The sequence below is a fragment of the Pseudoalteromonas sp. MMG033 genome (assembly GCF_057197785.1).
In genome coordinates, this window is record NZ_CM170070.1 from 264,791 (window position 1) to 284,953 (window position 20,163).

Here is a 20,163-nt window from a genome sequence, read left to right on the forward strand (position 1 = left end):
TTAACCTTCCTTCTCGATAGTAGTCAGGCAATCACGTAGGATTAAGCCAAAGTCATACTTGCCTGGACATACGAAGGTACACAATGCTAAATCTTCTTCGTCAAGCTCAAGCGCACCTAAAGAGATAGCGCTATCTAGATCGCCTGCGATCAGATCACGAAGTAATAGCGTTGGTAGGATATCCAGAGGCATAACACGCTCATAGTTGCCGATTGGCACCATTGCACGCTTAGAACCACCAGTAGACGTTGTAAACTTGAACAAACGGCTAGGTGCTAAGTGTGAAATGAATGTACGTGTCACAGAGAATTTTTTACTACCTGGCGCAATCCAACCAAATAGTTCTTTCTCACGACCTTCAAGAAGAACTGAAACCTGTACGTGGTAACGACCTAGGAAACCATGAGGGCCGGCTGCTGTTTTACCAGCTAACACAGAGCCAGAAATGACTCGGTTATCACCGTCTTCAAGTTCACCAGATACTAAATCTGTTAACGACGCACCAACTTGAGTTTTAACTAAACGAGGATTCTTTACGCGAGGACCTGCTAAAGAAATAACTCGATCAGTGTAGATCTCGCCAGTTAGGAACAGCTTACCAAACGCGATAACGTCCTGGTAACCTAAGTGCCAAACTTGCTTGTCTGCACTAACTGCATCTAGATGATGGATATGAGTACCCACTAAGCCTGCTGGGTGAACACCCGCGAACTCATGTACTTCTACTTGTGATAGCGAAGAGCTTGGTACTTTACTACCAGACTGCTTACACACAAATACTTTGCCATCAGTTAGACGTGAAACCACTGCTAGACCCGCTTCAAACGCTTCAACGTTTTCAGCAATGATCACTGCAGGATCTGCGGCTAATGGGTTAGTATCTATGGCTGTCACGAAGATTGAGCTCGGCGTTGCGCTTGGCACAGCAACACGGCTAAATGGACGTGCACGTAGCGCTGGCCATTGACCAGATTCAATAAGCACTTCTTTAACTTTCTCACGATCTAAGTTGCTTAAATCAGCAGCTGCGACCTTGTCGAAAGTGATTTGCTCATTGCCTTGTACTTCAATCACAACAGACTGAAGAACACGCTTAGCACCACGGTTGATTTCTTTAACTACACCAGAGGCTGGCGCAGTAAACTTGACGCCAGGATTCTTTTTGTCTTCAAAAAGAATTTGGCCTTTTTTGACTTGGTCATCCACACGAACATGCATGGTTGGACGCATACCAATAAACTCTTCACCAAGCACAGCTACGCGTTTGATGGCAGCGCCATCATGAATAGCTTGCTGTGGTGCGCCCTCTATGGGTAAGTCCAGACCTTTTTTTATGTTGATCATACGCACTTGCATTACATTAACGGAAAGAAATTGAAAAATCTTTAGTTATCACGGCCGCTATCTCATTGTGTTTTCAGTATCAAAGAACTCGCCTAGTCAAAAGAGACTTGACAAAAGTCAAATCAACCAAAAACAAGCGTCGTGATATATAGTCCTCACATATTTCCGCAATTTTAACATTAATCGCCCTGACTATGCGAGTAGAATTATCAAATTAATACGACTTAACAATGGTTTTAGCTCAGTTCAGCTAATTGCGATTAATTCAATATAGACCAAAGTGGTATTGAATGAGAAAAAGATAGGTGTGTTTAGCGGGATAAATATAAGGTGGTGCAGCAAATACGCTTCACCACCCGTTCAATAATTAAACTAAATTATTGATTTCAGCAATAGTATTCACATCAGCATCGTAATCGACACCATCAACACCAAAGCCAAATAATTTTAAGAACTCGTTGTGATAACCTTCGTAGTCAGTTAATGCATCAATCGTATCAGTATCTACTGTGTCCCAAATATGCTGAATACGTGCTTGTACACCCTCTTCTAGCTCTTTGTAGTTTTGGAACAGGTGACCACCGTCATCAAAACGTGGGCTATCGCTGTACAGACTTTCATTAAATAGACCATGGATCTGCTCAATAGTCCCTTCATATGTGCCGTCTTCTTTGGTTACTTTAAATAAAGCTGAGATATAAAGTGGCATGATTGGAATTGCAGAACTCGCTTGTGTCACAACTGCATTAAGAGAAGACACATAAGCTTCACCATTGAGCGCAGCTGTAGACGCTTTAATTGCCGCAGCAGCTCTATCTAAATCTTCTTTCGCTTTACCGATTGTTGCATGACCATAAATTGGCCATGTTAGCTCTTTACCAATATAAGTATAAGCTGTCGTCTTAAAGTTATCTGCAAGCACATCTGCTTGCTTAAGTGCATCTAACCAAAGTTCCCAGTCTTCGCCGCCCATCACTTTAACTGTGTTAGCGATTTCATCTTCGTTGGCCGCTTCAACACTCACTTCGTCAATAACGCGCTTAGACGTGTTTAAGTTTTTAGTTGTAATTGCCTCGCCAATTGGCTTAAGCACTGAACTGTGTGTTTCACCTGTTTTAGGATCAGTACGACGCGGCGAAGCTAGGCTGTAAATAATTAAATCGACTTTACCCATATCCGCTTTAATCGCTTCAATGGCTTTTTCTTTTAGTTCCGTTGAAAACGCATCGCCATTAATGTTTTTAGACCAAAGGCCTGCGTTGTCAGCTGCGTTTTGGAAAGCTACGGTGTTGTACCAACCAGCAGATGCTGTTTTTTTCTCTGTACCTTCTTTCTCAAAAAAGATACCCAGTGTTTTAGCACCAGAACCAAATGCCGCAGTAATACGAGACGCTAGGCCATAGCCAGTAGAAGCACCGATCACAAGTACATTTTTTGGACCATCTTTTAACTCGCCCTGTTGCTTAACATAAGCGATTTGCTCTTCAACATGTGCAGCACAACCTGCTGGATGAGCATTTGTACAGATAAAACCACGGATCTTCGGCTTAATTACCATTATATTTCCTACTAAATTTTGAATTTGTCTCAAGTATTTAGGCCCATCATTTACCACAAACAACTGAGGGGTTAGAAAGATGGTGCCAGAAAAATTGCGTATAGTGTAATCTCTGATGACCTAAATACAGGTCTGATCAGATGTTAGTCGAACTTTGACCCACCTAAACAGTTTGGTGACGCTGGCACTTGCTCAGACTGCTCACTAAATTCTTCAGGTGTATGGGCATGAATAGCCAGAGCATGAATATCATTGGCTAATTCAGACTTCAGTACGTCATTTATGCGTCTGTGGCGAGGTAATAAACGTAAACCAGAAAACTCTTCACTGACAACAATCACTTTAAAGTGCGAATCACTCCCGCGACTGTGCATATGGCTTTCATTGATCACCTCAAGGTGCGTGCAATCAATTGCGTCACTGAGCTTGGTGTGTATTTGTTGCTGCATAGACATGGGCATACTCTTTACTATCATATTGTTAAACACCGCATACTATACGCCCTAAACTAAGATTAACCAACCGTTCTAAATGTCAGATTAATTCGTCCCTGCTTGACTTTTGTTTGTTTAGGTAGACTGTGCTCATAATCGTGCTGACTGTCTCCTGACATAATCAACAAGCTGCCCGTTTCAAGCACAAAAGAAGTGACTTCCCGTGTTTGTCGATGACGTATTTTGAACAATCTTGGTGCACCCAAAGATACCGAGGCTATTAATGGCTTATTGCCCAACTCTTTTTCATCGTCACTATGCCAACCCATGGTATCCATGCCATCACGATACCAATTAACCAGCAATGCATTAAAAGATTTATCATATTGATTTTTTAAGCGCTGGCGCATGGCATCCAATGCGGGCAGCCATGCAACATTATCCAATGACTTACCTGAGTAACCATAATGTACACTCGGGTCGGCAACGAAACACTGTAACCTTGGGATAAGGTGATATTTACCATAGACCTGAATTTTTGGCTGTTGCCAAGGCAAACTCGTGGTTAAGTGCTCGTATAAGGCCAAGCTTTTATCAAAAGAGATAACCTGCGGAAAATACGTAAAGCCTTCAGGCAAACATTCTTTGTTCAGCTGTGACATGATATTATGCACTCACATTGTTAGTGAAAAATATAGACCTATGACAACCGACGCGGTATTGGCTAATCGCCCATTTACTTTACATCGATTTCCTCTAGAACAAAAAAATCGCAGTTTACAGGCTTGGGATGCCGCAGACGAGTATCTACTTGAACACATCAGCGAAGACTACTCTGATGTGCGAAAAATATTAGTGTTAAATGACAGCTTTGGCGCACTCAGTTGCGCACTATCCGTTATTTACCAACATGATGATCAGCTCCCTGCCATTCATTTTGTCAACGACTCTTTTGTGAGCACTGCAGCGTGTAAATACAATCTGAGCGAAAACCAGCTACCAGATACCCATATCTCATTTTTAGATAGCTTGGATGCGCTGCCCCATGACATCGATTTAGTGATACTAAAAATACCTAAAAATGCCGGTTATTTACAGCACCAGTTAGCAAAATTGAGTCACTTACCCGCAGACATCCCTGTTATTGCCGCAGGTAAAGCAAAAGAGATCCATACCTCGACACTAAAGTCGTTTAACCATTTTATCTACGAACCAAAAACCAGTTTGGCCGTTAAAAAGTCTCGATTAATTTTCTCTAAAACAACCAACAAGCCCGTTGCTTGCAAGTTTCCAGTATCTTGGTCATTAGAAAACACAGAGATGACCATCACCAATCACGCCAATGTCTTTTCACGTGACTCCTTGGATATTGGCGCACGGTTTTTCTTTAACTACCTGCCTGCAGGTAAAAAGGCACTCAACATCATTGATTTGGGATGTGGTAATGGCGTGATTGGACTGCAAACATTAAACCGGATGCCCAATGCAAAAGTCACCTTTGTGGATGAGTCTGCGATGGCTGTAGCAAGTGCTCGCCAGAACGTAGCAGACAATCTACCTACCAGACTGAGCGATTGCCAGTTTGTACACAACGACTGTTTAACCGATTTTACTCCGAACTGCGCAGATTTAGTGCTGTGTAATCCGCCATTCCACCAAGCACAAGCCATCACAGACCACATTGCTTGGCAAATGTTTTTACAGGCTAAATATACACTGCGCAATGGCGGCGAGCTCAGGATCATTGGAAATCGTCATTTGGATTATCAAGATAAGTTGCAGCGCCTTTTTGGTAATTGTAAGGTGCTGGGCAATAATAAAAAATTTACCGTATTAAGCGTAATAAAAAGGAGCTAATCATGGCCAAAATTATCTACTCTCTCGCAACTGCAGGCATGTTGGCTATATTGTCTGGCTGCACAGCCGCGCCAAAGTCGGTGATCATGAATCCACAATATTCCGAAGGTCAAGTTGTCCAGCTTAACATGCCTATCAATGTCAAAGTGATGGATTTAAGAACATCCAAGTTTACTGTCAAAGTGTTGAATACAGAGCCCGCAGTTTACTTGCCTGATGCAAACTTGCCGGTCACTATTTCTAATGTATTTAAACAGGCCTTAGTGGCGAATAACGCAAACATTACTTCAGAAGCAAAAACAACGATTACACTGGAGATAGATAAGTTCTTAGCGCAAGTGACTGAAACATACAGCAAGCATGAAAGTAATGCCGAAGCTGAATTTAAAGTGACGGTCAATAAACCAAGTGGTACTTTTAGTAAGTCATATACGGGGACTCGCACGCTATCGGGCTCTTTAAAGCACGACCAAGCCAAGGTGGAAGGTCAGCTTAATATGCTCGCACAGCAACTTGTTACTCATATAATTAAAGACAAAGAGTTAATTGATTTCATCGCACAACAATAATAAGAGGCAGTCAACATGATCCGCATATTGGTTTTTGCTTTCCTAATTGTAACAGCAAGCTTTGCACAAGCAGCTAATAAAGAAGGACGCTTCGTCCAAAAAGACAATCTATTCCCTAAAGTTCAGATCAATACATCGCTAGGTAAAATCATTGTAGAACTAGACCGCTCACGCGCGCCATTGACGGTCAATAACTTTTTAACCTATGTTGTCAATGGTGATTATAAAGGTTCTGTTTTTCATCGAGTCGAACGTGATGAAGCCAACGAAAAAGACTTTGTGATCCAAGGTGGCGGCTACGACAAAGACTACGATGGTATGTTCGAACGCAAACCCATTTTCAATGAAAGTGGTAACGGACTAAAAAATGAAATGTATTCTGTCGCGATGGCCTACCAAGACAGTAAGCCGCATTCGGGTACCCGTCAGTTCTTCTTTAATATGGATGACAATGACCACTTAAACCCAGGTAGAGGTTGGGGATTTGCGGTATTTGGTAACGTCACTGATGGTTATGAAACCTTGGACAAGATAATGCAAGTGGAAACTGGCTACAATCAAAAGCTAGGTTACTCATTTATCCCTAAGACAGCGGTTATCATTCATAGCGTCGATATCTTGCCAGCTGAAGAGTTTTAACTAAACAATGATGACATCAGCCAGTATTTCCCAATACCTGAGTTATTACAAAGACAAACGACTACTGACTGTATTTGCATTTGGTATGAGCCAGGGCTTCCCCTGGGTACTGATTGGTTCAGTCATGTCTGCGTGGTTAAAAGATGAAGGCCTTAGCCGCAGTCTAATTGGATTGTTTGGTATTGTTTTTAGCGCCTATACCATCAATTTCCTGTGGTCTCCATTGGTCGATAGACTAAAGCTCCCCGTGCTTGGTAGTATGCTGGGTCAGCGCAGGAGTTGGATTTTACTCGGGCAAGTCGTTATTACGGCAAGCGCCGTATGTCTGGCGTTTATTGATTTAAAAACGAGTTTGTTCTACGCCGCACTGCTCTGTTTTTTAATTGCTTTGTTTGCTGCGACACACGATATTGCCATCGATGGTTATCGTATTGATGTGCTGCCGCAATCAGAAAGTGAAAAGTCTACAGCAGCTGCAGCTATGGCAACATCTGGTTGGTGGAGCGGCTATGCCCTGCTTGGCGCAATTCCTTTTTTCGCAGCCGATCTGCCGAATATATCTTGGTCTGATGTTTATTTGCTACTCGCTGTCATAATGGCATTACTTTGTGTGGTTACCTTAATAGCAAAAGAGCCAGAATCTCATCGTGATACAGCACAAGCGCAAATACAAAAAGCATACGAAGAAAAACTATCTCAACTTGGCCATTCCAAAGCCAATAAGTTACTCGCTTGGTTGGGTGTTACGCTGGTCGCGCCCTTTGTCAGCTTTTTTAATAAAAATGGCATCAAAACAGCACTAGCGCTTTTGACCTTTATCTTTTTATTTAAGATTGGCGAAGCATTTTTAGCGCGCATGTCCATCGTATTTTATAAAGAAATTGGCTTTACAAATACGCAAATAGCACAGTATTCAAAGCTAGGCACAGGACTCATTACCATTGTATTTGCTTTCCTTGGCAGCATTTTCAACCACAAATATGGCATAGTCAAAGGCCTGTTTATCAGTGGTGTCGCAATGGCAGCCTCTAATTTGATTTTTTCTTGGATAGCGGTTACGGGTCCAAAAGAGTCACTTTATGCCCTGGCCATTGTCGTTGATGGCTTTACTCAAGCATGGTCACTGGTTGCTATGGTCGCTTTCATTTCTATGCTCTGCGATAGAACCTTTAGCGCAACACATTATGCACTATTGGCATCGTTGGGCAGTTTAGGTAGAACTGTGTTATCTAGTTACAGTGGCGTGGTTATTGACGACTGGTTAGGTGGCAACTGGGCAGTATTTTTTGTCATCACTGCGTTGATGGTGCTCCCTTCTTTGCTATTTCTCTATTTCATTCGTCATAAGCTCTATGCAATAGAGGCAGACTACAAGAAACAAGACTAAGGTGCACTTCCCTGCACCTTGTATTCTTAAATCCCGTAAAGGGTTATAGCTCTTCTTTATTAATTAAAGATAGGCCTTCATACGGGTCAACTTCTAGCGCTTCACAATAGCGCAAAAACTCGATCACATCTAAACGGCGCTCTTGGTTTTCAATCTTTCCGATGAAAGAATGCGGCGTCCCTAAAACTTGAGCAAGGCTACGCATTGTATGGCCTTTCTCATGACGCTTTGATTTCAACCATTTTGTTAACTTTCCGTTTTCTTCCGAAGAAACCGTTTTACCCATCATAAATAAACATCTCCTACTTGATGATTAATCTCAACTGGCCTCGTGAAATTTGCCCGTCTCACTCAGCTGGCTATTGTATTTTAAAAAATAATACCTCTGTAGGCCCTATAGGCCTTGCACATTTCCTGTATCAACAACAGGTGTGTTCCTATGTACCCAATTAGGTATAGACTATCTTACCGCTAAAACCTAATAAATTTTTGAAAAACTATATTCGTTTTTTTCATGTAGGGTACATACTACACTTTAACAAAAATTTTATATCTTGTACCAGTATTTGAAATAATTTATTTTTCTTTTAAAAATAAGCATTTACAGCTAATCTTAAAATTAACTTAAAAAAAGGGCTCAAAAATGTTCCGGATTTTATTTTTATTACCACTGATTTTGTGCTTTGGATGGTATTATTTTTTACGCGTAAACAATGTACCTATCAAACAAGGAAAGCGCGGTTTCATCTATATTCTTCTGTTTTCCGCATTGGTTTTAGGCTTTTTTGTTCTAATGATGCATGTGACTAACCCAGCATAAAAAAGCCATGCGATTGCATGGCTTTTTTACAGTGATTAGAATCCGCTTCAATTACACACTGAAACTTGCACCACAACCACATGTTGTCGTCGCATTTGGGTTACTAACGAAAAAACGTGCGCCTTCAAGCCCTTCAGTATAATCAACAACACCGTCCACCAAGTACTGGATACTCATTGGGTCAACCACCATAACCACACCATTTTTCTCGATCTCCAAGTCGCCTGGGTTTACCTTTTCATCAAACGTAAATCCATATTGAAACCCAGAGCATCCTCCACCAGTTACGTATACACGAAGCTTTAGTTCAGGATTTTCCTCTTCGGAAATCAATTCTTTTACGCGCGCAGCAGCTGCATCGCTAAACTTAATCGGTAACTCTTCTGACATGTGCATTCGACCCTTGTACATTAATTAACGGAATTATCTAATACCCGACTATTTTAATCAAGTATCGGTATGTACCCGTTTCATCTGACGGCAAGTCCATACCTTTAATCAAAAATGCCATCAAAAACACGCACAAAGCTAGATTTATGTCAGGGACTTAATATTATTCTTTTGATAAAATAAAAAAGTACTTCCAATCTCAAACTTTAAACTATGACGCTTGATCAAGTTAGACGACGCCTTGCACAACCAAGAACTTCAGCACAGCTTTGCCTATTGGGCGTGTGCGCTGGATTGATTGCAGCCATTTTAATCATTCTTTTTCGATTAATGATCGAACTTGTTCAATCAACTTTTCTTGAGAGCCATGACGACTTCACGTCTTTAGCAGAACACCAAAGGTTATTACTGCCTGTCGGGGCAGCATTGATTATCGCCTTATTTGCCAACTTAACTGGCTTTAAGCATTATCGACTCGGCATTCCATTTGTAATTAACCGGATCAAGCATCATTACGGGCATATGCCCATCTGGAATTCAGTCAATCAGTTTTTTGGTGGTGGTATCGCGCTTATCTGTGGTTTCTCAGTAGGTCGTGAAGGGCCATCTGTGCATATGGGCGCGACAGGCGCTAGCGTCCTCACTGAAAGGCTCCATTTACCGCACAATGCTGCTAGAACACTTGCCGGGTGCGGTGTTGCAGCAGGGATAGCGGCTTCGTTCAACACGCCTTTAGCCGCTGTTATTTTCGTAATGGAAGTGGTGCTTAGGGAGTACAAGATCCATATCTTTGTGCCCATCATGCTAGCAGCCGTTACTGGCGCTTTAGCAACGCAGTTTGTATTTGGTAATGTCTCCGAACTTTCATTGATCCAAATAGAAATGCTTAGCTTCTGGCACTACCCCTACCTCATCATTTGCGGATTTGCACTGGGTGCAGTCGCCTTTGCATTCAATCAAAACCTGATGTTAATTATCAAAACGTTTAAGCCAATTAGCATGTTCCCACGTTTGCTACTTGCAGGTTTAATTGCGGGCCTGATTGGTTATATGGTGCCTGAGGCAATGGGGTCGGGCATGAGCGCCATTAAACTTGCCGTTGAGACACCAGACAATTTGCAATTGCTCACGACTATTTTTATCGCAAAGCTCCTTGCAACCTTGTTTGCTATCGGACTCGGTATCCCTGGTGGTTTAATAGGCCCAGTGATAGGGCTTGGCGTAATCATGGGCACCCTCATGGCATTTTTCGCACAATTTATTTCACCAGAAGTTAATGTGGCCGGTACCTATGGGGTACTTGGTATGGCGGGGCTTCTAGCGGCGACTTTACATGCCCCATTGGCTGCGTTGACGGCGGTTATGGAGCTGACCTCAAATCCACAAATCGTCGTGCCTGCCATGTTGGTGATCTCTACCGCCTATGTGACCGCACTACAAGTTTTTGGTAATCGCTCTATTTTTATTCAGCAACTCGATTTTCAAGGCTTGCCATATCAAGTTTCGCCCGCCAAAGAAGCACTGCAAAAAGTCGGGATCGTCGAAGAAATGGAAGAGGATTTCAAATTACTGTACTCAAATGACCCAGAGCAAATCAAAGCAACACTCAGTGCTGTGGATAGCCAAACCCCCCTTATCACTTATGATGAAGAAAATGGCTACCGTCTAGCAGAGTATGATTTAACCTTAGTCTCTGATGACAGTGCCACAATTAAGTATGTGCCGCTACAGGGCCTCAGTACTCAGGCAACGCTTGCTGAAGCATTTGAAATATTAAAAGATAAGCGCTCTGGCGCAGTCTATGTTTACAACCAAAAAGACAGCTTACAAATAATGGGCGTGGTGCGCTGGGACAAATTACGCCACATACTCACAATGAGAAACAGTTTACTTTAATCAATAACAATAAGGGGCATTATGAGCGCTTTGCTGATTTATAAGGCTTTGCACATATTTTTTATGGTCGCATGGTTCGCTGGTATTTTTTATTTGCCAAGGTTATTCATCTATCACACCATGACAGAAGAAAAAGCCTGCACTGCCATGCTGAAAATTATGGAGCGCAGACTGCTCTACTTTGTCACGCCATTTGCGGTTTTAACCACTGTATTTGGGGTATTGACTATCATGGAATACGGCAGAGAGTGGTTCAAGTACAACATGTGGCTGCACTATAAACTCGTGTTTGTGATTATTCTTTACATCTATCATGCATATTGCTTCAAGCTCCTCGCCGACTTCAAACATGATAGAAATATTCGCAGCACTCGATTTTATCGCTTCTTCAACGAGTTCCCAGTGTTCTTATTACTGCCAATCATCTTACTTGCAGTCTTAAAGCCACTTTTTTAATACAAATATGACGGTATCCTGCCGTCATGCTCTCCTGTTGGCGCGCAATTATGCTATCATATCGTTCCAGTAACCTGCGTTGCCAAGGTTATCTCGGTTAGGAGCGCACCCCGCCTCCTGTTGTCAATCTGTGATTAGGAATCGCCGCATGCTAAGTTTCCAAGGTGAAAACATCCTTTCTGTCAATCAACTCGATAGAGAAGCCATTGAATTAATTTTTGACGTTGCTAAGCGCATGGAACCTTATGCTAAAAAGCATAAGCGTACTCAAGTGCTTGAAGGTGCTGTACTGGCAAATTTATTCTTTGAGCCAAGCACTCGTACCCGTGTCAGTTTTGGTACTGCATTTAACTTATTAGGTGGTTTAGTAAGAGAAACCACAGGTATGCAAAGCTCTGCATTGGCTAAGGGCGAGTCTTTATACGATACAGCGCGTGTTATTTCTGCCTATGCGGATGCTGTTGCTATGCGCCACCCTGATGCTGGCAGTGTGGCTGAATTTGCCACAGGATCAGATGTACCTGTTTTGAATGGTGGTGATGGGCCCAACGAGCACCCAACGCAAGCACTGTTAGATTTATTAACGATTGACCGAGAGCTTAGCCGCTTTGACCGTACAGTTGATGGCATGCATATCGCGTTAGTGGGCGATCTAAAGTACGGCAGAACCGTGCATTCGCTATCAAAGCTTCTTTGTCACTATAAAAATATTAAATTTTCGATGGTTGCGCCAGATGGCTTGCAAATGCCAGATTATGTCTTAGATGCGGTCTCCAATGCTGGACACCAAATCGAGCTCGTATCTCAAATGGAAGGTAATCTAGCTGCTGATATCGTTTACCAAACGCGTATTCAAGAAGAGCGTTTTCCGTCTCAAGAAGAAGCAAACAAGTACCGTGGCGGCTTCAGAATAAGCCAAGCAATCTACGACGCACACTGTAAGCCTGAATCAGTATTAATGCACCCACTCCCTAGAGATAGCCGCAGTGATGCGAATGAACTAGACAATGATTTAAATAGTAATGATAACTTGGCAATCTTCAGACAAGTACAAAACGGTGTATTGATCCGTATGGCCCTTTTCGCACTGACACTCGGTGTAGAAAACAAAGTACAGCAATATGAAACCAACGTACCTTGGTTCAGCAGAAAGCGCCAAAGTTAATCAAAAAGGATACATTATGACAATTAGCCAAGACTTATTTGAGCGTGCACAAACCTCTATCCCGGGAGGCGTTAACTCGCCAGTAAGGGCATTTAATGGTGTGGGTGGCACACCATTATTCATCACAAAAGCAGAAGGTCCATTTACCTTTGACGCTGACAATAATCGTTACATCGACTATGTTGGCTCTTGGGGACCGATGATCCTTGGCCACAACCACCCAGAAATCAAACAAGCGGTTTTAGACGCTGTTGAGAACGGTCTGAGCTATGGCGCGCCTACTGAAACTGAAATTTTAATGGCAGAAAAAGTTAAAGCACTTGTGCCGTCGATTGAAAAAGTTCGTATGGTGAGCTCTGGTACTGAAGCGACAATGAGTGCGATCCGCCTCGCCCGTGGCTTCACTGGCAGAGATAAGATTTTAAAATTCGAAGGCTGCTACCATGGTCATGCCGACTCTCTGCTGGTAAAAGCGGGCTCTGGCGCACTAACAATGGGCGTACCAAATTCTCCAGGTATTCCTGCTGATTTTGCAAAACATACACTTACAGTGTCATTTAATAATTTGGATGAAGTCAAAGCGATTTTTGAAGAATATAAAGACGAAATCGCCTGTGTTATCGTTGAACCCGTTGCAGGCAATATGAACTGCATCCCGCCTGTTAAAGGCTTTTTAGAGGGTCTTCGTGCGGTATGTGATGAGCACAAGTCAGTACTTATCTTCGATGAAGTAATGACAGGCTTCCGTGTCGCCCTTGGTGGTGCACAAGCCTATTACAATATCCAGCCAGATCTGACTTGCTTGGGCAAAGTGATCGGTGGCGGTATGCCAGTTGGTGCCTTTGGTGGTAAGCGTGAAATCATGGATTACATCGCACCAGTAGGACCTGTTTATCAAGCTGGTACGCTCTCTGGTAACCCGATTGCGATGGCAGCAGGCCTTAAAGCACTTGAGTTACTTTCTGAGCCTAATTTACATGACGACCTAGAAGCAAAGAGCCAAGCGCTATGTGCTGGTTTTCAGGCTGCCGCGGATAAGCACGGTATTCCACTGACGACTAACTTCGCCGGTGGCATGTTTGGCTTCTTTTTCACTTCAGCCGAGCGCGTTGACACCTACCAACAGACGACTGAATGTGACTTAGAAAGGTTTAAGCGCTTCTTCCATTTGATGTTAGAAGAAGGTGTGTACCTTGCACCATCTGCATTTGAAGCCGGGTTTGTCAGCACCATGCACAGCGATGAGGACATCAACAATACCATCGCAGCAGCTGATCGCGCTTTTGCTAAATTAATCGCTTAATCTAAAGTTCATTATTTATCATATAGATATATTGAAATGAAAAAGGCACCTTACGGTGCCTTTCATTATTTAACCTGCCCAGGGATAGGACCTTGAGGCACTTCGACATGCGGGTTTTGTCCACGCTGTCTAAGTAGGTGATCCATAATTGTAATGGCCATCATTGCTTCCGCAATTGGGATTGCACGAATGCCCACGCATGGGTCGTGACGTCCTTTAGTCACCATCTCTACCGACTCATTAGCCGTATTAATACTCTGTCCAGGTACTGTAATGCTTGAAGTTGGTTTCAATGCGATCGATGCGATAATATCTTGGCCTGTAGAGATCCCGGCAAGTACGCCACCAGCATGATTGCTAACAAATCCATCGGGTGTCAACTCGTCTCTATGTTCTGAGCCCTTCTGCTCAACCACATCAAAACCATCTCCAATCTCAACGCCTTTCACTGCATTGATGCTCATCAGAGAGTGCGCAAGCTCAGCATCGAGTCTATCGAATACTGGCTCACCTAAACCCACTGGCACGTTTTTAGCGACGACTTTCACTTTGGCACCAATTGAGTCACCTTGCTTTTTAAGGTCTCTCATATATTCATCTAAAGCGTCTAATTTACTTTCATCTGGGAAGAAAAATGCATTTTGCTCCACTGTATCCCAGTTGAACACCTCAGCTTTAATTGGCCCAAGCTGCGACAGACAAGCGCGAACTTCAATGCCATGGACTTGCTTGAGATATTTTTTAGCGATACCACCGGCTGCCACACGAATGGCGGTTTCGCGTGCAGATGAACGTCCGCCACCACGATAGTCACGATGACCATATTTATGCCAATAGGTATAATCACCGTGCCCTGGACGAAAAACGTCCATGATTTTACTGTAATCTTTAGAGCGTTGATCGGTATTTTCAATCAACAACCCAATACTTGTACCAGTCGTTTTGCCTTCAAATACACCTGACAAAATCTTAATTTCATCCCCTTCACGACGCTGTGTCGTGTAGCGGCTTTGCCCTGGCTTTCTTCTGTCTAGGTCTACCTGTAAGTCAGCCTCGCTGATTTCAAGCCCTGCCGGAACACCATCTACAACACCACCCAGTGCTGTACCATGGCTTTCACCGAAGGTTGTCACTCGAAATAGCTGGCCTATGCTATTGCCTGCCATTAACTTTCCTCATTCCTCGTTACGGTTTTGGCCTAAAGCCTCAATGGGGCTATGCCCCAAGTTTTGACAATGTTCACCACTGTCATACCTTGCCGTATCAAGCTGCAAACGAATAGGTTTCATTTGCAGGCAATGTACAGCAAAGCTTAATCGTTAAAGTATGCTACCAATTCTTTTTTACTGATCATGAACACACCTAAACCGCCGTGATCAAACTCAAGCCAAGTAAATGGCGCACCTGGATATAATGCATCCATATGTACCATAGAATTACCCACCTCGACAAATAGAATACCGTTCTCTGTGAGATGCTCGGCCGCATCTTGGAGCAGTACTCGAGTCACATCTAAGCCATCGTCACCAGACGCGAGACCTAATTCAGGCTCGTGATGAAACTCATCTGGCAGATCGGCCATATCTTCGGCATCAACATAAGGTGGGTTCGCGACGATTAAGTCGTACTTTTGACCCGGCACACCACTAAAGACGTCTGACTGAATCGCAAATACACGTTCGTCCATCATATGGTCATGAATATTCATTTCGGCCACGGCCAGCGCATCAAATGAAATATCCACGGCATCCACCTGCGCATTTTCAAAATGCTTAGCCAGTGCAATCGCAATACATGCAGAGCCCGTGCACATGTCTAAAATACGAGTCACTTCTTCTGGTGCTTGAATCCAAGGCTGAAACTGTTGGGTGATCAACTCTGCAAATGGAGAGCGTGGCACCAATACACGTTCATCAACATAAAAAGGCATACCTGCAAACCACGCTTGGTTAGTAAGGTAAGGCACAGGCATACGCTGCTCAATACGCAGTTTGATCACTTCAATTAAACGCTTTTTTTCTGTCCTAGTCAGCCTAGCTTGCATTAAGTCTTTTGGCGCATCTATCGGTAGGTTTAGCGTTGGCAAGAGTAAATTTACCGCCTCATCCCAAGGATTGTCGGTACCATGGCCATAAAAAAGCCCATTTGCAACAAACTGACTTGTCGTCCAACGCAACCAATCTTGCATGGTTACCAGATCTTCATAAGCCTCTTGGGCGATTTCATTGGTTATTGCTAATTCACTCATGATTATTCTCACACTTTGTAGATAGCCGCATTGTAGCGGTTTTTAGACTAGGTTTTTATGCTTTTTTTATTTAAAATGCGCGAATGACTAGAGAATACCCTGAAGTAGCTATGGCCTCTGATGACTTTGATTTATTCCGTGATGCAATTTCCGGAACACAGCCCCTTAAGCAAGACACTGTGGTGCACGAACGTAAAGCCACCCGCTTCAAAGGCGAAGTAATTGCTGAACAAAAGAAACAACATCAAGCTGAGTTTTATTTTTCAGATGAATACGTACCAGATATTGATACTCATGGTACCATCAACTTTGTCAGACCGGGTGCCGATAAGTACCTTGCAAAGCAGTTAAGGCGCGGTGACTATGCACCAGAGCTGATTTTAGATATGCATGGTATGAATAAAGAAACGGCCAAAGATGAGCTTGCTGCGCTTATTCACGCCTGTAAAAAACAGCATATAAGTTGCGCATGCATCGTTCATGGTATTGGTGAGCGTATTTTGAAGCATAAGGTACCCCATTACTTGGTACAACACCCTGATATTCTTGCTATGCACCAAGCGCCTCTTGAATATGGTGGTAAAGGCGCTATTTTGATATTGGTTGATTTACCACAAAACCCTGAGTTTCGCAGATAAACGTTAACAAGCATTAACGCAACCATTATCCAAACTAGCCTGTCGTTTACAAATACGCTATATTAGCCTGAATCATGTGCAGCCAGTTGATGAAAAAAACCTACTTTAGGTAAATAAATTGTACTGGCTGAAGACACTTAGCTTCTGTTTCTATCCTCAGGTTTAAAATGAACGATTTACTCAGTACAGATCTGACGATTTTACTCGTCGAACCCTCAGTGACCCAACGAAAGATTATCGCCAATGAGCTCAAAGATGAAGGCGTGCAAAATATTGACTTTGCCGATTCAGTCAGCAGCGCCATAGATGCACTCAATCAGAATTTACCGGATCTCATAATCTGTACACTTTACTTGGCAGATGGAGACGCACTTGCTCTATTAGACCATGTTCACGAGCACTTCAGTGAACATCAATTACCCTTTATGCTAGTCTCCAGTGAAACTCGCCGGCAACAGCTTGAAGCTTATAAGCAATCAGGGGTTGTTGCAATTTTGCCAAAGCCATTTACCAAGGAGCACTTAGGCAAAGCCATTAACGCCACCTTGGATTTACTGTCGCCACAAGAGCTTGAGCTTGAGTTATACGACATTCAGGACTTGCGAATTTTGGTCGTTGATGATTCCATGCTGGCCCGTAACCACATTCAACGTGTTCTGCAAAACCTTGGCGCAACGCGGATCAGTGAAGCTGAAAATGGTGCTCAGGCTTTAAGCGTATTAAATGAGAGCATGTTCGATTTAATCGTCACTGATTTCAACATGCCAGAAGTCAACGGACAAGAGCTAACAGAGGCAATTCGTCGCTCAGATGAACATGCCCATGTGCCAGTATTAATGGTAACGTCTGAGGCCAATGAAACACATTTAGCAAATGTTGCGCAATCAGGTGTCAATGCAATGTGTGATAAACCGTTTGAACCCAATATCGTAAAACAGCTCATCTATCAAATGTTAGAGCAAAATTAACCACAAATTAGTTAATTAAACGACTCACCTTGGCCAAATCGACCACGTCTCTGTTTTGGCCAACTTCCCAAAAAAATAAAACCTCATAAATATCAACAAAATAAAAATAAAATCTAATCTGGCACAACCTTTGTAATAGTTATTACGTCTAAACATTCAAAGGGAACAACAGCATGAACTTATTTACTAAAGTACTTACAACTAGCCTTTTTATTGGTCTGTCAGCTTCAGCTAACGCGAGTTCGATTAGCAGTGATTTGTTAAGTGATGTGCAAAGTCGAGTGAGTGAAAACATTCAGTCGAGTTTAGTGGAATTAAAAATAAACACTAAAAAGGCACTAGTAGATAGTTTGATCCGTACCAATAAGGACATCGAAATCGACCAGCCTGAAACAACACAGGCTAAAAAGGATAACTAATATGTTTAGTGAAGTAACATTGATTAGCTTATTAGCGATGCCAGTAGTGAGCTTATTGCTGGCTTATTTTTCGATAGAAACCATCAAGATGATCAGTCAAAAGTGGTTTGAAGAGAGTACCTCATGATGTGGCGATTTATGACAATAAAAAACCCGCACAAGGCGGGTTTTTAAAACTGTACGAGGTTGCTAATTATAGCTCGCCTTCGTTTTCAGATAGGAACTTAGCAACACCTTCTGGGCTTGCGTCCATACCTGATTTACCTTCAGTCCAACCAGCTGGACATACTTCACCGTGCTCTTCGTGGAACGCTAGTGCGTCAACCATGCGAAGCATTTCGTCGATGTTACGACCTAGAGGTAGATCGTTAACTACTTGGTGACGTACGTTACCTTCAGAATCGATTAGGAAAGAACCACGGAAAGCAACGCCAGCTTCTGGGTGCTCAACGTCGTATGCTTGACAGATTTCGTGTTTAACGTCAGCAACTAGGTCATATTTAACTGGACCGATACCGCCTTCGTTAACTGGCGTGTTACGCCATGCATTGTGTGAGAATTGAGAATCGATAGAAACACCGATCACTTCAACGCCACGCTTTTGGAATTCTTCGAAACGCTTGTCAAAAGCGATAAGCTCTGAAGGACAAACAAAAGTGAAGTCTAGTGGGTAAAAGAATACAACCGCTTTTTTACCTTTGATACGCTCATGTAGATTATAGCTATCTACGATTTCACCATTACCTAGTACTGCTGCTGCTGTAAAGTCAGGAGCCTGACGGCCAACTAATACACCCATTGTTTTCTCCAAATAGTTAGGTTTAGTTCCAATATACAAATCGTTTTGTAATTTGATTCTAATTATTGAGGCGCTGTTTACGAAAAACAACCCCTTGAAAAAATTTGCCTAAGTTTATTCAGCTCTGAGGAAAAATAACAATCGAATTAACCGATAGGTACAATCTAAAAATTCGATGGGGTCAATATTCAGACACAAAAAAGCCCCTTGCGGGGCATTTTTAAATCATTAATCCATAATGTCATTTGGCATGTCGGCACGAATACCCTGCCATAGCTCACTTGACTGATGACCATATTTACGGATAAGCGCAATCGCTCTATCGAAGTCACCTTGCTCAGCCAATGCCGTTAAGTCTCGATAAAATTCTCTGGTCAATTTACGAATTTTCGGCTCAGAGAAGTAATGGCAGCCGATTTTCGAATAAAGGCCTCTAAAGCCATTTAAAATCAATACGTAAATTTTGTTACCACCTGCAATGGCAAGCTGATGATGTACTTGATAATCATAATCTGCAAATGCTTCAGCCGTATCAGGTAGCTCCTGGTATTGCGCCAGAATCTCAATCACTTTTTCAGCGTTTAACTTAATCGCAGCACGAGTATAAATTGCACTAATATTTGTTCTTGCAGACAATAATTGATCTGTTAGCTCAGGGACTTTATCTTCATCAAGACGCGCAAGTGCTTCTAAAATATTTAGACCCGATGTCTCCCAGAAATTGTTCACTCGTGTCGGCTTGCCATGCTGAATAGTTAACCAACCATCACGCGCTAATCTCTGTAATACTTCCCTTAAGGTTGTACGAGTCACACCGATAAGTTCTGACAGTTCACGCTCAGCTGGCAATATCGACCCCGGCGGAAACTCTCCATTCCAAATCGATTCTACTATATATTCCTCAGCAAATCCCGCTGGGCTCTTGGCTTTAAAAATTCTCATTTTGCACCACTTAAATTACAACCAAAGGCAAGATACATTCAGCGCAAGCAACACTGGGTAGCAGGCGCAGCATGATACTGCAACTCGTTAATCTACTGATTGTACCAGATGGATATAAAGTAACAAGCGCAACAGTGATATGAAGACATGGTAATTGCCATTTAATTTATGATTCTGCTGTAGGGCCATACATTAATGGATAAGCGCTTACGGCAGACTTCTAAAGGAACGAAACTAAAGCGATGTCCGTAATTAAGCGCATCGCTCATAAAATCCATCGACCACGAATCATGATGTTTGCTCGGTAAACTTAACGGCTCCGGTATGCGTG

Annotated in this window: 22 protein-coding genes; 12 read left to right on the forward strand and 10 right to left on the reverse strand. The window is 42.8% G+C overall.

Features of this window, described 5'->3' with window-relative positions; all coding sequences use genetic code 11:
* The 4 genes from AC2CZC_RS01190 to AC2CZC_RS01205 form a co-directional block, all read right to left on the reverse strand.
* On the reverse strand, window positions 1-1,344 hold the full coding sequence (locus tag AC2CZC_RS01190; protein WP_484583531.1) for a Na(+)-translocating NADH-quinone reductase subunit A: 1,344 nt from the start codon (window positions 1,342-1,344) through the stop codon (window positions 1-3).
* Window positions 1,345-1,711: 367 nt separating this feature from the next.
* On the reverse strand, window positions 1,712-2,902 hold the full coding sequence (fabV, locus tag AC2CZC_RS01195; protein ID WP_484583532.1) for an enoyl-ACP reductase FabV: 1,191 nt from the start codon (window positions 2,900-2,902) through the stop codon (window positions 1,712-1,714).
* A 143-nt stretch (window positions 2,903-3,045) separates the two neighbouring features.
* Complete coding sequence (locus tag AC2CZC_RS01200) at window positions 3,046-3,357, reverse strand: BolA family protein (RefSeq protein ID WP_063360203.1); 312 nt, start codon at window positions 3,355-3,357, stop codon at window positions 3,046-3,048.
* A 59-nt stretch (window positions 3,358-3,416) separates the two neighbouring features.
* Window positions 3,417-3,998, reverse strand: coding sequence for an alpha-ketoglutarate-dependent dioxygenase AlkB family protein (locus tag AC2CZC_RS01205; RefSeq protein WP_484583533.1), 582 nt, complete (start codon window positions 3,996-3,998; stop codon window positions 3,417-3,419).
* Window positions 3,999-4,038: 40 nt separating this feature from the next.
* On the opposite strand from AC2CZC_RS01205, the gene AC2CZC_RS01210 reads away from it, so the two are divergent.
* Genes AC2CZC_RS01210 through AC2CZC_RS01225 form a run of 4 tightly spaced genes read left to right on the forward strand, consistent with a single transcriptional unit; the run spans window position 4,039 to window position 7,788 of the window.
* Entirely contained in the window at window positions 4,039-5,193 is a 1,155-nt protein-coding gene (locus tag AC2CZC_RS01210; protein ID WP_484583534.1) for a methyltransferase, read from the forward strand.
* A 2-nt stretch (window positions 5,194-5,195) separates the two neighbouring features.
* Entirely contained in the window at window positions 5,196-5,762 is a 567-nt protein-coding gene (locus AC2CZC_RS01215) for a YajG family lipoprotein (protein ID WP_484583535.1), read from the forward strand.
* Window positions 5,763-5,777: 15 nt separating this feature from the next.
* Entirely contained in the window at window positions 5,778-6,401 is a 624-nt protein-coding gene (locus AC2CZC_RS01220; RefSeq protein WP_063360205.1) for a peptidylprolyl isomerase, read from the forward strand.
* A 7-nt stretch (window positions 6,402-6,408) separates the two neighbouring features.
* Window positions 6,409-7,788 (forward strand): AmpG family muropeptide MFS transporter, encoded by a 1,380-nt coding sequence (locus AC2CZC_RS01225; protein ID WP_484583536.1) that lies wholly within the window; start codon window positions 6,409-6,411, stop codon window positions 7,786-7,788.
* A 43-nt stretch (window positions 7,789-7,831) separates the two neighbouring features.
* Here the strand turns inward: AC2CZC_RS01225 and AC2CZC_RS01230 are convergent, their stop codons facing one another.
* Together AC2CZC_RS01230 and erpA are read right to left on the reverse strand one after the other, a co-directional pair.
* A complete protein-coding gene (locus AC2CZC_RS01230) occupies window positions 7,832-8,077 on the reverse strand; it encodes a helix-turn-helix domain-containing protein (protein WP_023399554.1) in 246 nt (81 codons plus the stop codon).
* Between the two features lie 582 nt (window positions 8,078-8,659).
* Window positions 8,660-8,998: an iron-sulfur cluster insertion protein ErpA gene (gene erpA / locus AC2CZC_RS01235; protein WP_063360207.1), complete on the reverse strand. Its 339-nt coding sequence runs from the start codon at window positions 8,996-8,998 to the stop codon at window positions 8,660-8,662.
* 213 nt (window positions 8,999-9,211) lie between these two features.
* Between erpA and AC2CZC_RS01240 the strand changes: the two genes are divergently transcribed.
* The 4 genes from AC2CZC_RS01240 (at window position 9,212) to hemL (ending at window position 13,818) form a co-directional block, all read left to right on the forward strand.
* Window positions 9,212-10,894, forward strand: a complete 1,683-nt coding sequence (locus tag AC2CZC_RS01240; RefSeq protein ID WP_484583537.1) for a chloride channel protein — start codon at window positions 9,212-9,214, stop codon at window positions 10,892-10,894.
* 21 nt (window positions 10,895-10,915) lie between these two features.
* Window positions 10,916-11,350, forward strand: coding sequence for a CopD family protein (locus AC2CZC_RS01245; protein ID WP_063360209.1), 435 nt, complete (start codon window positions 10,916-10,918; stop codon window positions 11,348-11,350).
* A 148-nt stretch (window positions 11,351-11,498) separates the two neighbouring features.
* Window positions 11,499-12,515, forward strand: a complete 1,017-nt coding sequence (locus AC2CZC_RS01250) for an aspartate carbamoyltransferase (protein WP_039611702.1) — start codon at window positions 11,499-11,501, stop codon at window positions 12,513-12,515.
* A 16-nt stretch (window positions 12,516-12,531) separates the two neighbouring features.
* The gene (gene hemL, locus AC2CZC_RS01255) at window positions 12,532-13,818 is read left to right on the forward strand and encodes a glutamate-1-semialdehyde 2,1-aminomutase (RefSeq protein ID WP_484583538.1); all 1,287 of its coding nucleotides are present in this window, start codon (window positions 12,532-12,534) and stop codon (window positions 13,816-13,818) included.
* A gap of 65 nt (window positions 13,819-13,883) precedes the next feature.
* Here the strand turns inward: hemL and aroC are convergent, their stop codons facing one another.
* Together aroC and prmB are read right to left on the reverse strand one after the other, a co-directional pair.
* Window positions 13,884-14,984 (reverse strand): chorismate synthase, encoded by a 1,101-nt coding sequence (gene aroC, locus AC2CZC_RS01260; protein ID WP_484583539.1) that lies wholly within the window; start codon window positions 14,982-14,984, stop codon window positions 13,884-13,886.
* A 146-nt stretch (window positions 14,985-15,130) separates the two neighbouring features.
* On the reverse strand, window positions 15,131-16,066 hold the full coding sequence (gene prmB, locus AC2CZC_RS01265; protein WP_484583540.1) for a 50S ribosomal protein L3 N(5)-glutamine methyltransferase: 936 nt from the start codon (window positions 16,064-16,066) through the stop codon (window positions 15,131-15,133).
* 83 nt (window positions 16,067-16,149) lie between these two features.
* On the opposite strand from prmB, the gene smrB reads away from it, so the two are divergent.
* The 4 genes from smrB (at window position 16,150) to AC2CZC_RS01285 (ending at window position 18,218) form a co-directional block, all read left to right on the forward strand.
* Window positions 16,150-16,704 (forward strand): endonuclease SmrB, encoded by a 555-nt coding sequence (smrB, locus tag AC2CZC_RS01270; protein ID WP_237135464.1) that lies wholly within the window; start codon window positions 16,150-16,152, stop codon window positions 16,702-16,704.
* Between the two features lie 167 nt (window positions 16,705-16,871).
* Window positions 16,872-17,672 (forward strand): response regulator, encoded by an 801-nt coding sequence (locus AC2CZC_RS01275; protein WP_484583541.1) that lies wholly within the window; start codon window positions 16,872-16,874, stop codon window positions 17,670-17,672.
* A 173-nt stretch (window positions 17,673-17,845) separates the two neighbouring features.
* Window positions 17,846-18,091 (forward strand): hypothetical protein, encoded by a 246-nt coding sequence (locus tag AC2CZC_RS01280; RefSeq protein WP_063360215.1) that lies wholly within the window; start codon window positions 17,846-17,848, stop codon window positions 18,089-18,091.
* Between the two features lies 1 nt (window position 18,092).
* Window positions 18,093-18,218, forward strand: a complete 126-nt coding sequence (locus AC2CZC_RS01285) for a hypothetical protein (protein WP_269199990.1) — start codon at window positions 18,093-18,095, stop codon at window positions 18,216-18,218.
* A gap of 66 nt (window positions 18,219-18,284) precedes the next feature.
* Here AC2CZC_RS01285 and AC2CZC_RS01290 read toward each other — a convergent pair whose 3' ends face one another.
* Together AC2CZC_RS01290 and fadR are read right to left on the reverse strand one after the other, a co-directional pair.
* Window positions 18,285-18,890, reverse strand: a complete 606-nt coding sequence (locus AC2CZC_RS01290) for a peroxiredoxin C (protein ID WP_023398641.1) — start codon at window positions 18,888-18,890, stop codon at window positions 18,285-18,287.
* A 228-nt stretch (window positions 18,891-19,118) separates the two neighbouring features.
* Window positions 19,119-19,832: a fatty acid metabolism transcriptional regulator FadR gene (fadR, locus tag AC2CZC_RS01295; protein WP_063360216.1), complete on the reverse strand. Its 714-nt coding sequence runs from the start codon at window positions 19,830-19,832 to the stop codon at window positions 19,119-19,121.
* Window positions 19,833-20,163 lie beyond the last annotated feature (331 nt).

What these genes read in the sequence shown, in the direction of transcription:
- AC2CZC_RS01190 (WP_484583531.1), bottom strand. Translation starts at nt 1,344, where the DNA reads ATGATCAACATAAAAAAAGGTCTGGACTTACCCATAGAGGGCGCACCA.
- fabV (WP_484583532.1), bottom strand. Translation starts at nt 2,902, where the DNA reads ATGGTAATTAAGCCGAAGATCCGTGGTTTTATCTGTACAAATGCTCAT.
- AC2CZC_RS01200 (WP_063360203.1), bottom strand. Translation starts at nt 3,357, where the DNA reads ATGTCTATGCAGCAACAAATACACACCAAGCTCAGTGACGCAATTGAT.
- AC2CZC_RS01205 (WP_484583533.1), bottom strand. Translation starts at nt 3,998, where the DNA reads ATGTCACAGCTGAACAAAGAATGTTTGCCTGAAGGCTTTACGTATTTT.
- AC2CZC_RS01210 (WP_484583534.1), top strand. Translation starts at nt 4,039, where the DNA reads ATGACAACCGACGCGGTATTGGCTAATCGCCCATTTACTTTACATCGA.
- AC2CZC_RS01215 (WP_484583535.1), top strand. Translation starts at nt 5,196, where the DNA reads ATGGCCAAAATTATCTACTCTCTCGCAACTGCAGGCATGTTGGCTATA.
- AC2CZC_RS01220 (WP_063360205.1), top strand. Translation starts at nt 5,778, where the DNA reads ATGATCCGCATATTGGTTTTTGCTTTCCTAATTGTAACAGCAAGCTTT.
- AC2CZC_RS01225 (WP_484583536.1), top strand. Translation starts at nt 6,409, where the DNA reads ATGATGACATCAGCCAGTATTTCCCAATACCTGAGTTATTACAAAGAC.
- AC2CZC_RS01230 (WP_023399554.1), bottom strand. Translation starts at nt 8,077, where the DNA reads ATGATGGGTAAAACGGTTTCTTCGGAAGAAAACGGAAAGTTAACAAAA.
- erpA (WP_063360207.1), bottom strand. Translation starts at nt 8,998, where the DNA reads ATGTCAGAAGAGTTACCGATTAAGTTTAGCGATGCAGCTGCTGCGCGC.
- AC2CZC_RS01240 (WP_484583537.1), top strand. Translation starts at nt 9,212, where the DNA reads ATGACGCTTGATCAAGTTAGACGACGCCTTGCACAACCAAGAACTTCA.
- AC2CZC_RS01245 (WP_063360209.1), top strand. Translation starts at nt 10,916, where the DNA reads ATGAGCGCTTTGCTGATTTATAAGGCTTTGCACATATTTTTTATGGTC.
- AC2CZC_RS01250 (WP_039611702.1), top strand. Translation starts at nt 11,499, where the DNA reads ATGCTAAGTTTCCAAGGTGAAAACATCCTTTCTGTCAATCAACTCGAT.
- hemL (WP_484583538.1), top strand. Translation starts at nt 12,532, where the DNA reads ATGACAATTAGCCAAGACTTATTTGAGCGTGCACAAACCTCTATCCCG.
- aroC (WP_484583539.1), bottom strand. Translation starts at nt 14,984, where the DNA reads ATGGCAGGCAATAGCATAGGCCAGCTATTTCGAGTGACAACCTTCGGT.
- prmB (WP_484583540.1), bottom strand. Translation starts at nt 16,066, where the DNA reads ATGAGTGAATTAGCAATAACCAATGAAATCGCCCAAGAGGCTTATGAA.
- smrB (WP_237135464.1), top strand. Translation starts at nt 16,150, where the DNA reads ATGACTAGAGAATACCCTGAAGTAGCTATGGCCTCTGATGACTTTGAT.
- AC2CZC_RS01275 (WP_484583541.1), top strand. Translation starts at nt 16,872, where the DNA reads ATGAACGATTTACTCAGTACAGATCTGACGATTTTACTCGTCGAACCC.
- AC2CZC_RS01280 (WP_063360215.1), top strand. Translation starts at nt 17,846, where the DNA reads ATGAACTTATTTACTAAAGTACTTACAACTAGCCTTTTTATTGGTCTG.
- AC2CZC_RS01285 (WP_269199990.1), top strand. Translation starts at nt 18,093, where the DNA reads ATGTTTAGTGAAGTAACATTGATTAGCTTATTAGCGATGCCAGTAGTG.
- AC2CZC_RS01290 (WP_023398641.1), bottom strand. Translation starts at nt 18,890, where the DNA reads ATGGGTGTATTAGTTGGCCGTCAGGCTCCTGACTTTACAGCAGCAGCA.
- fadR (WP_063360216.1), bottom strand. Translation starts at nt 19,832, where the DNA reads ATGAGAATTTTTAAAGCCAAGAGCCCAGCGGGATTTGCTGAGGAATAT.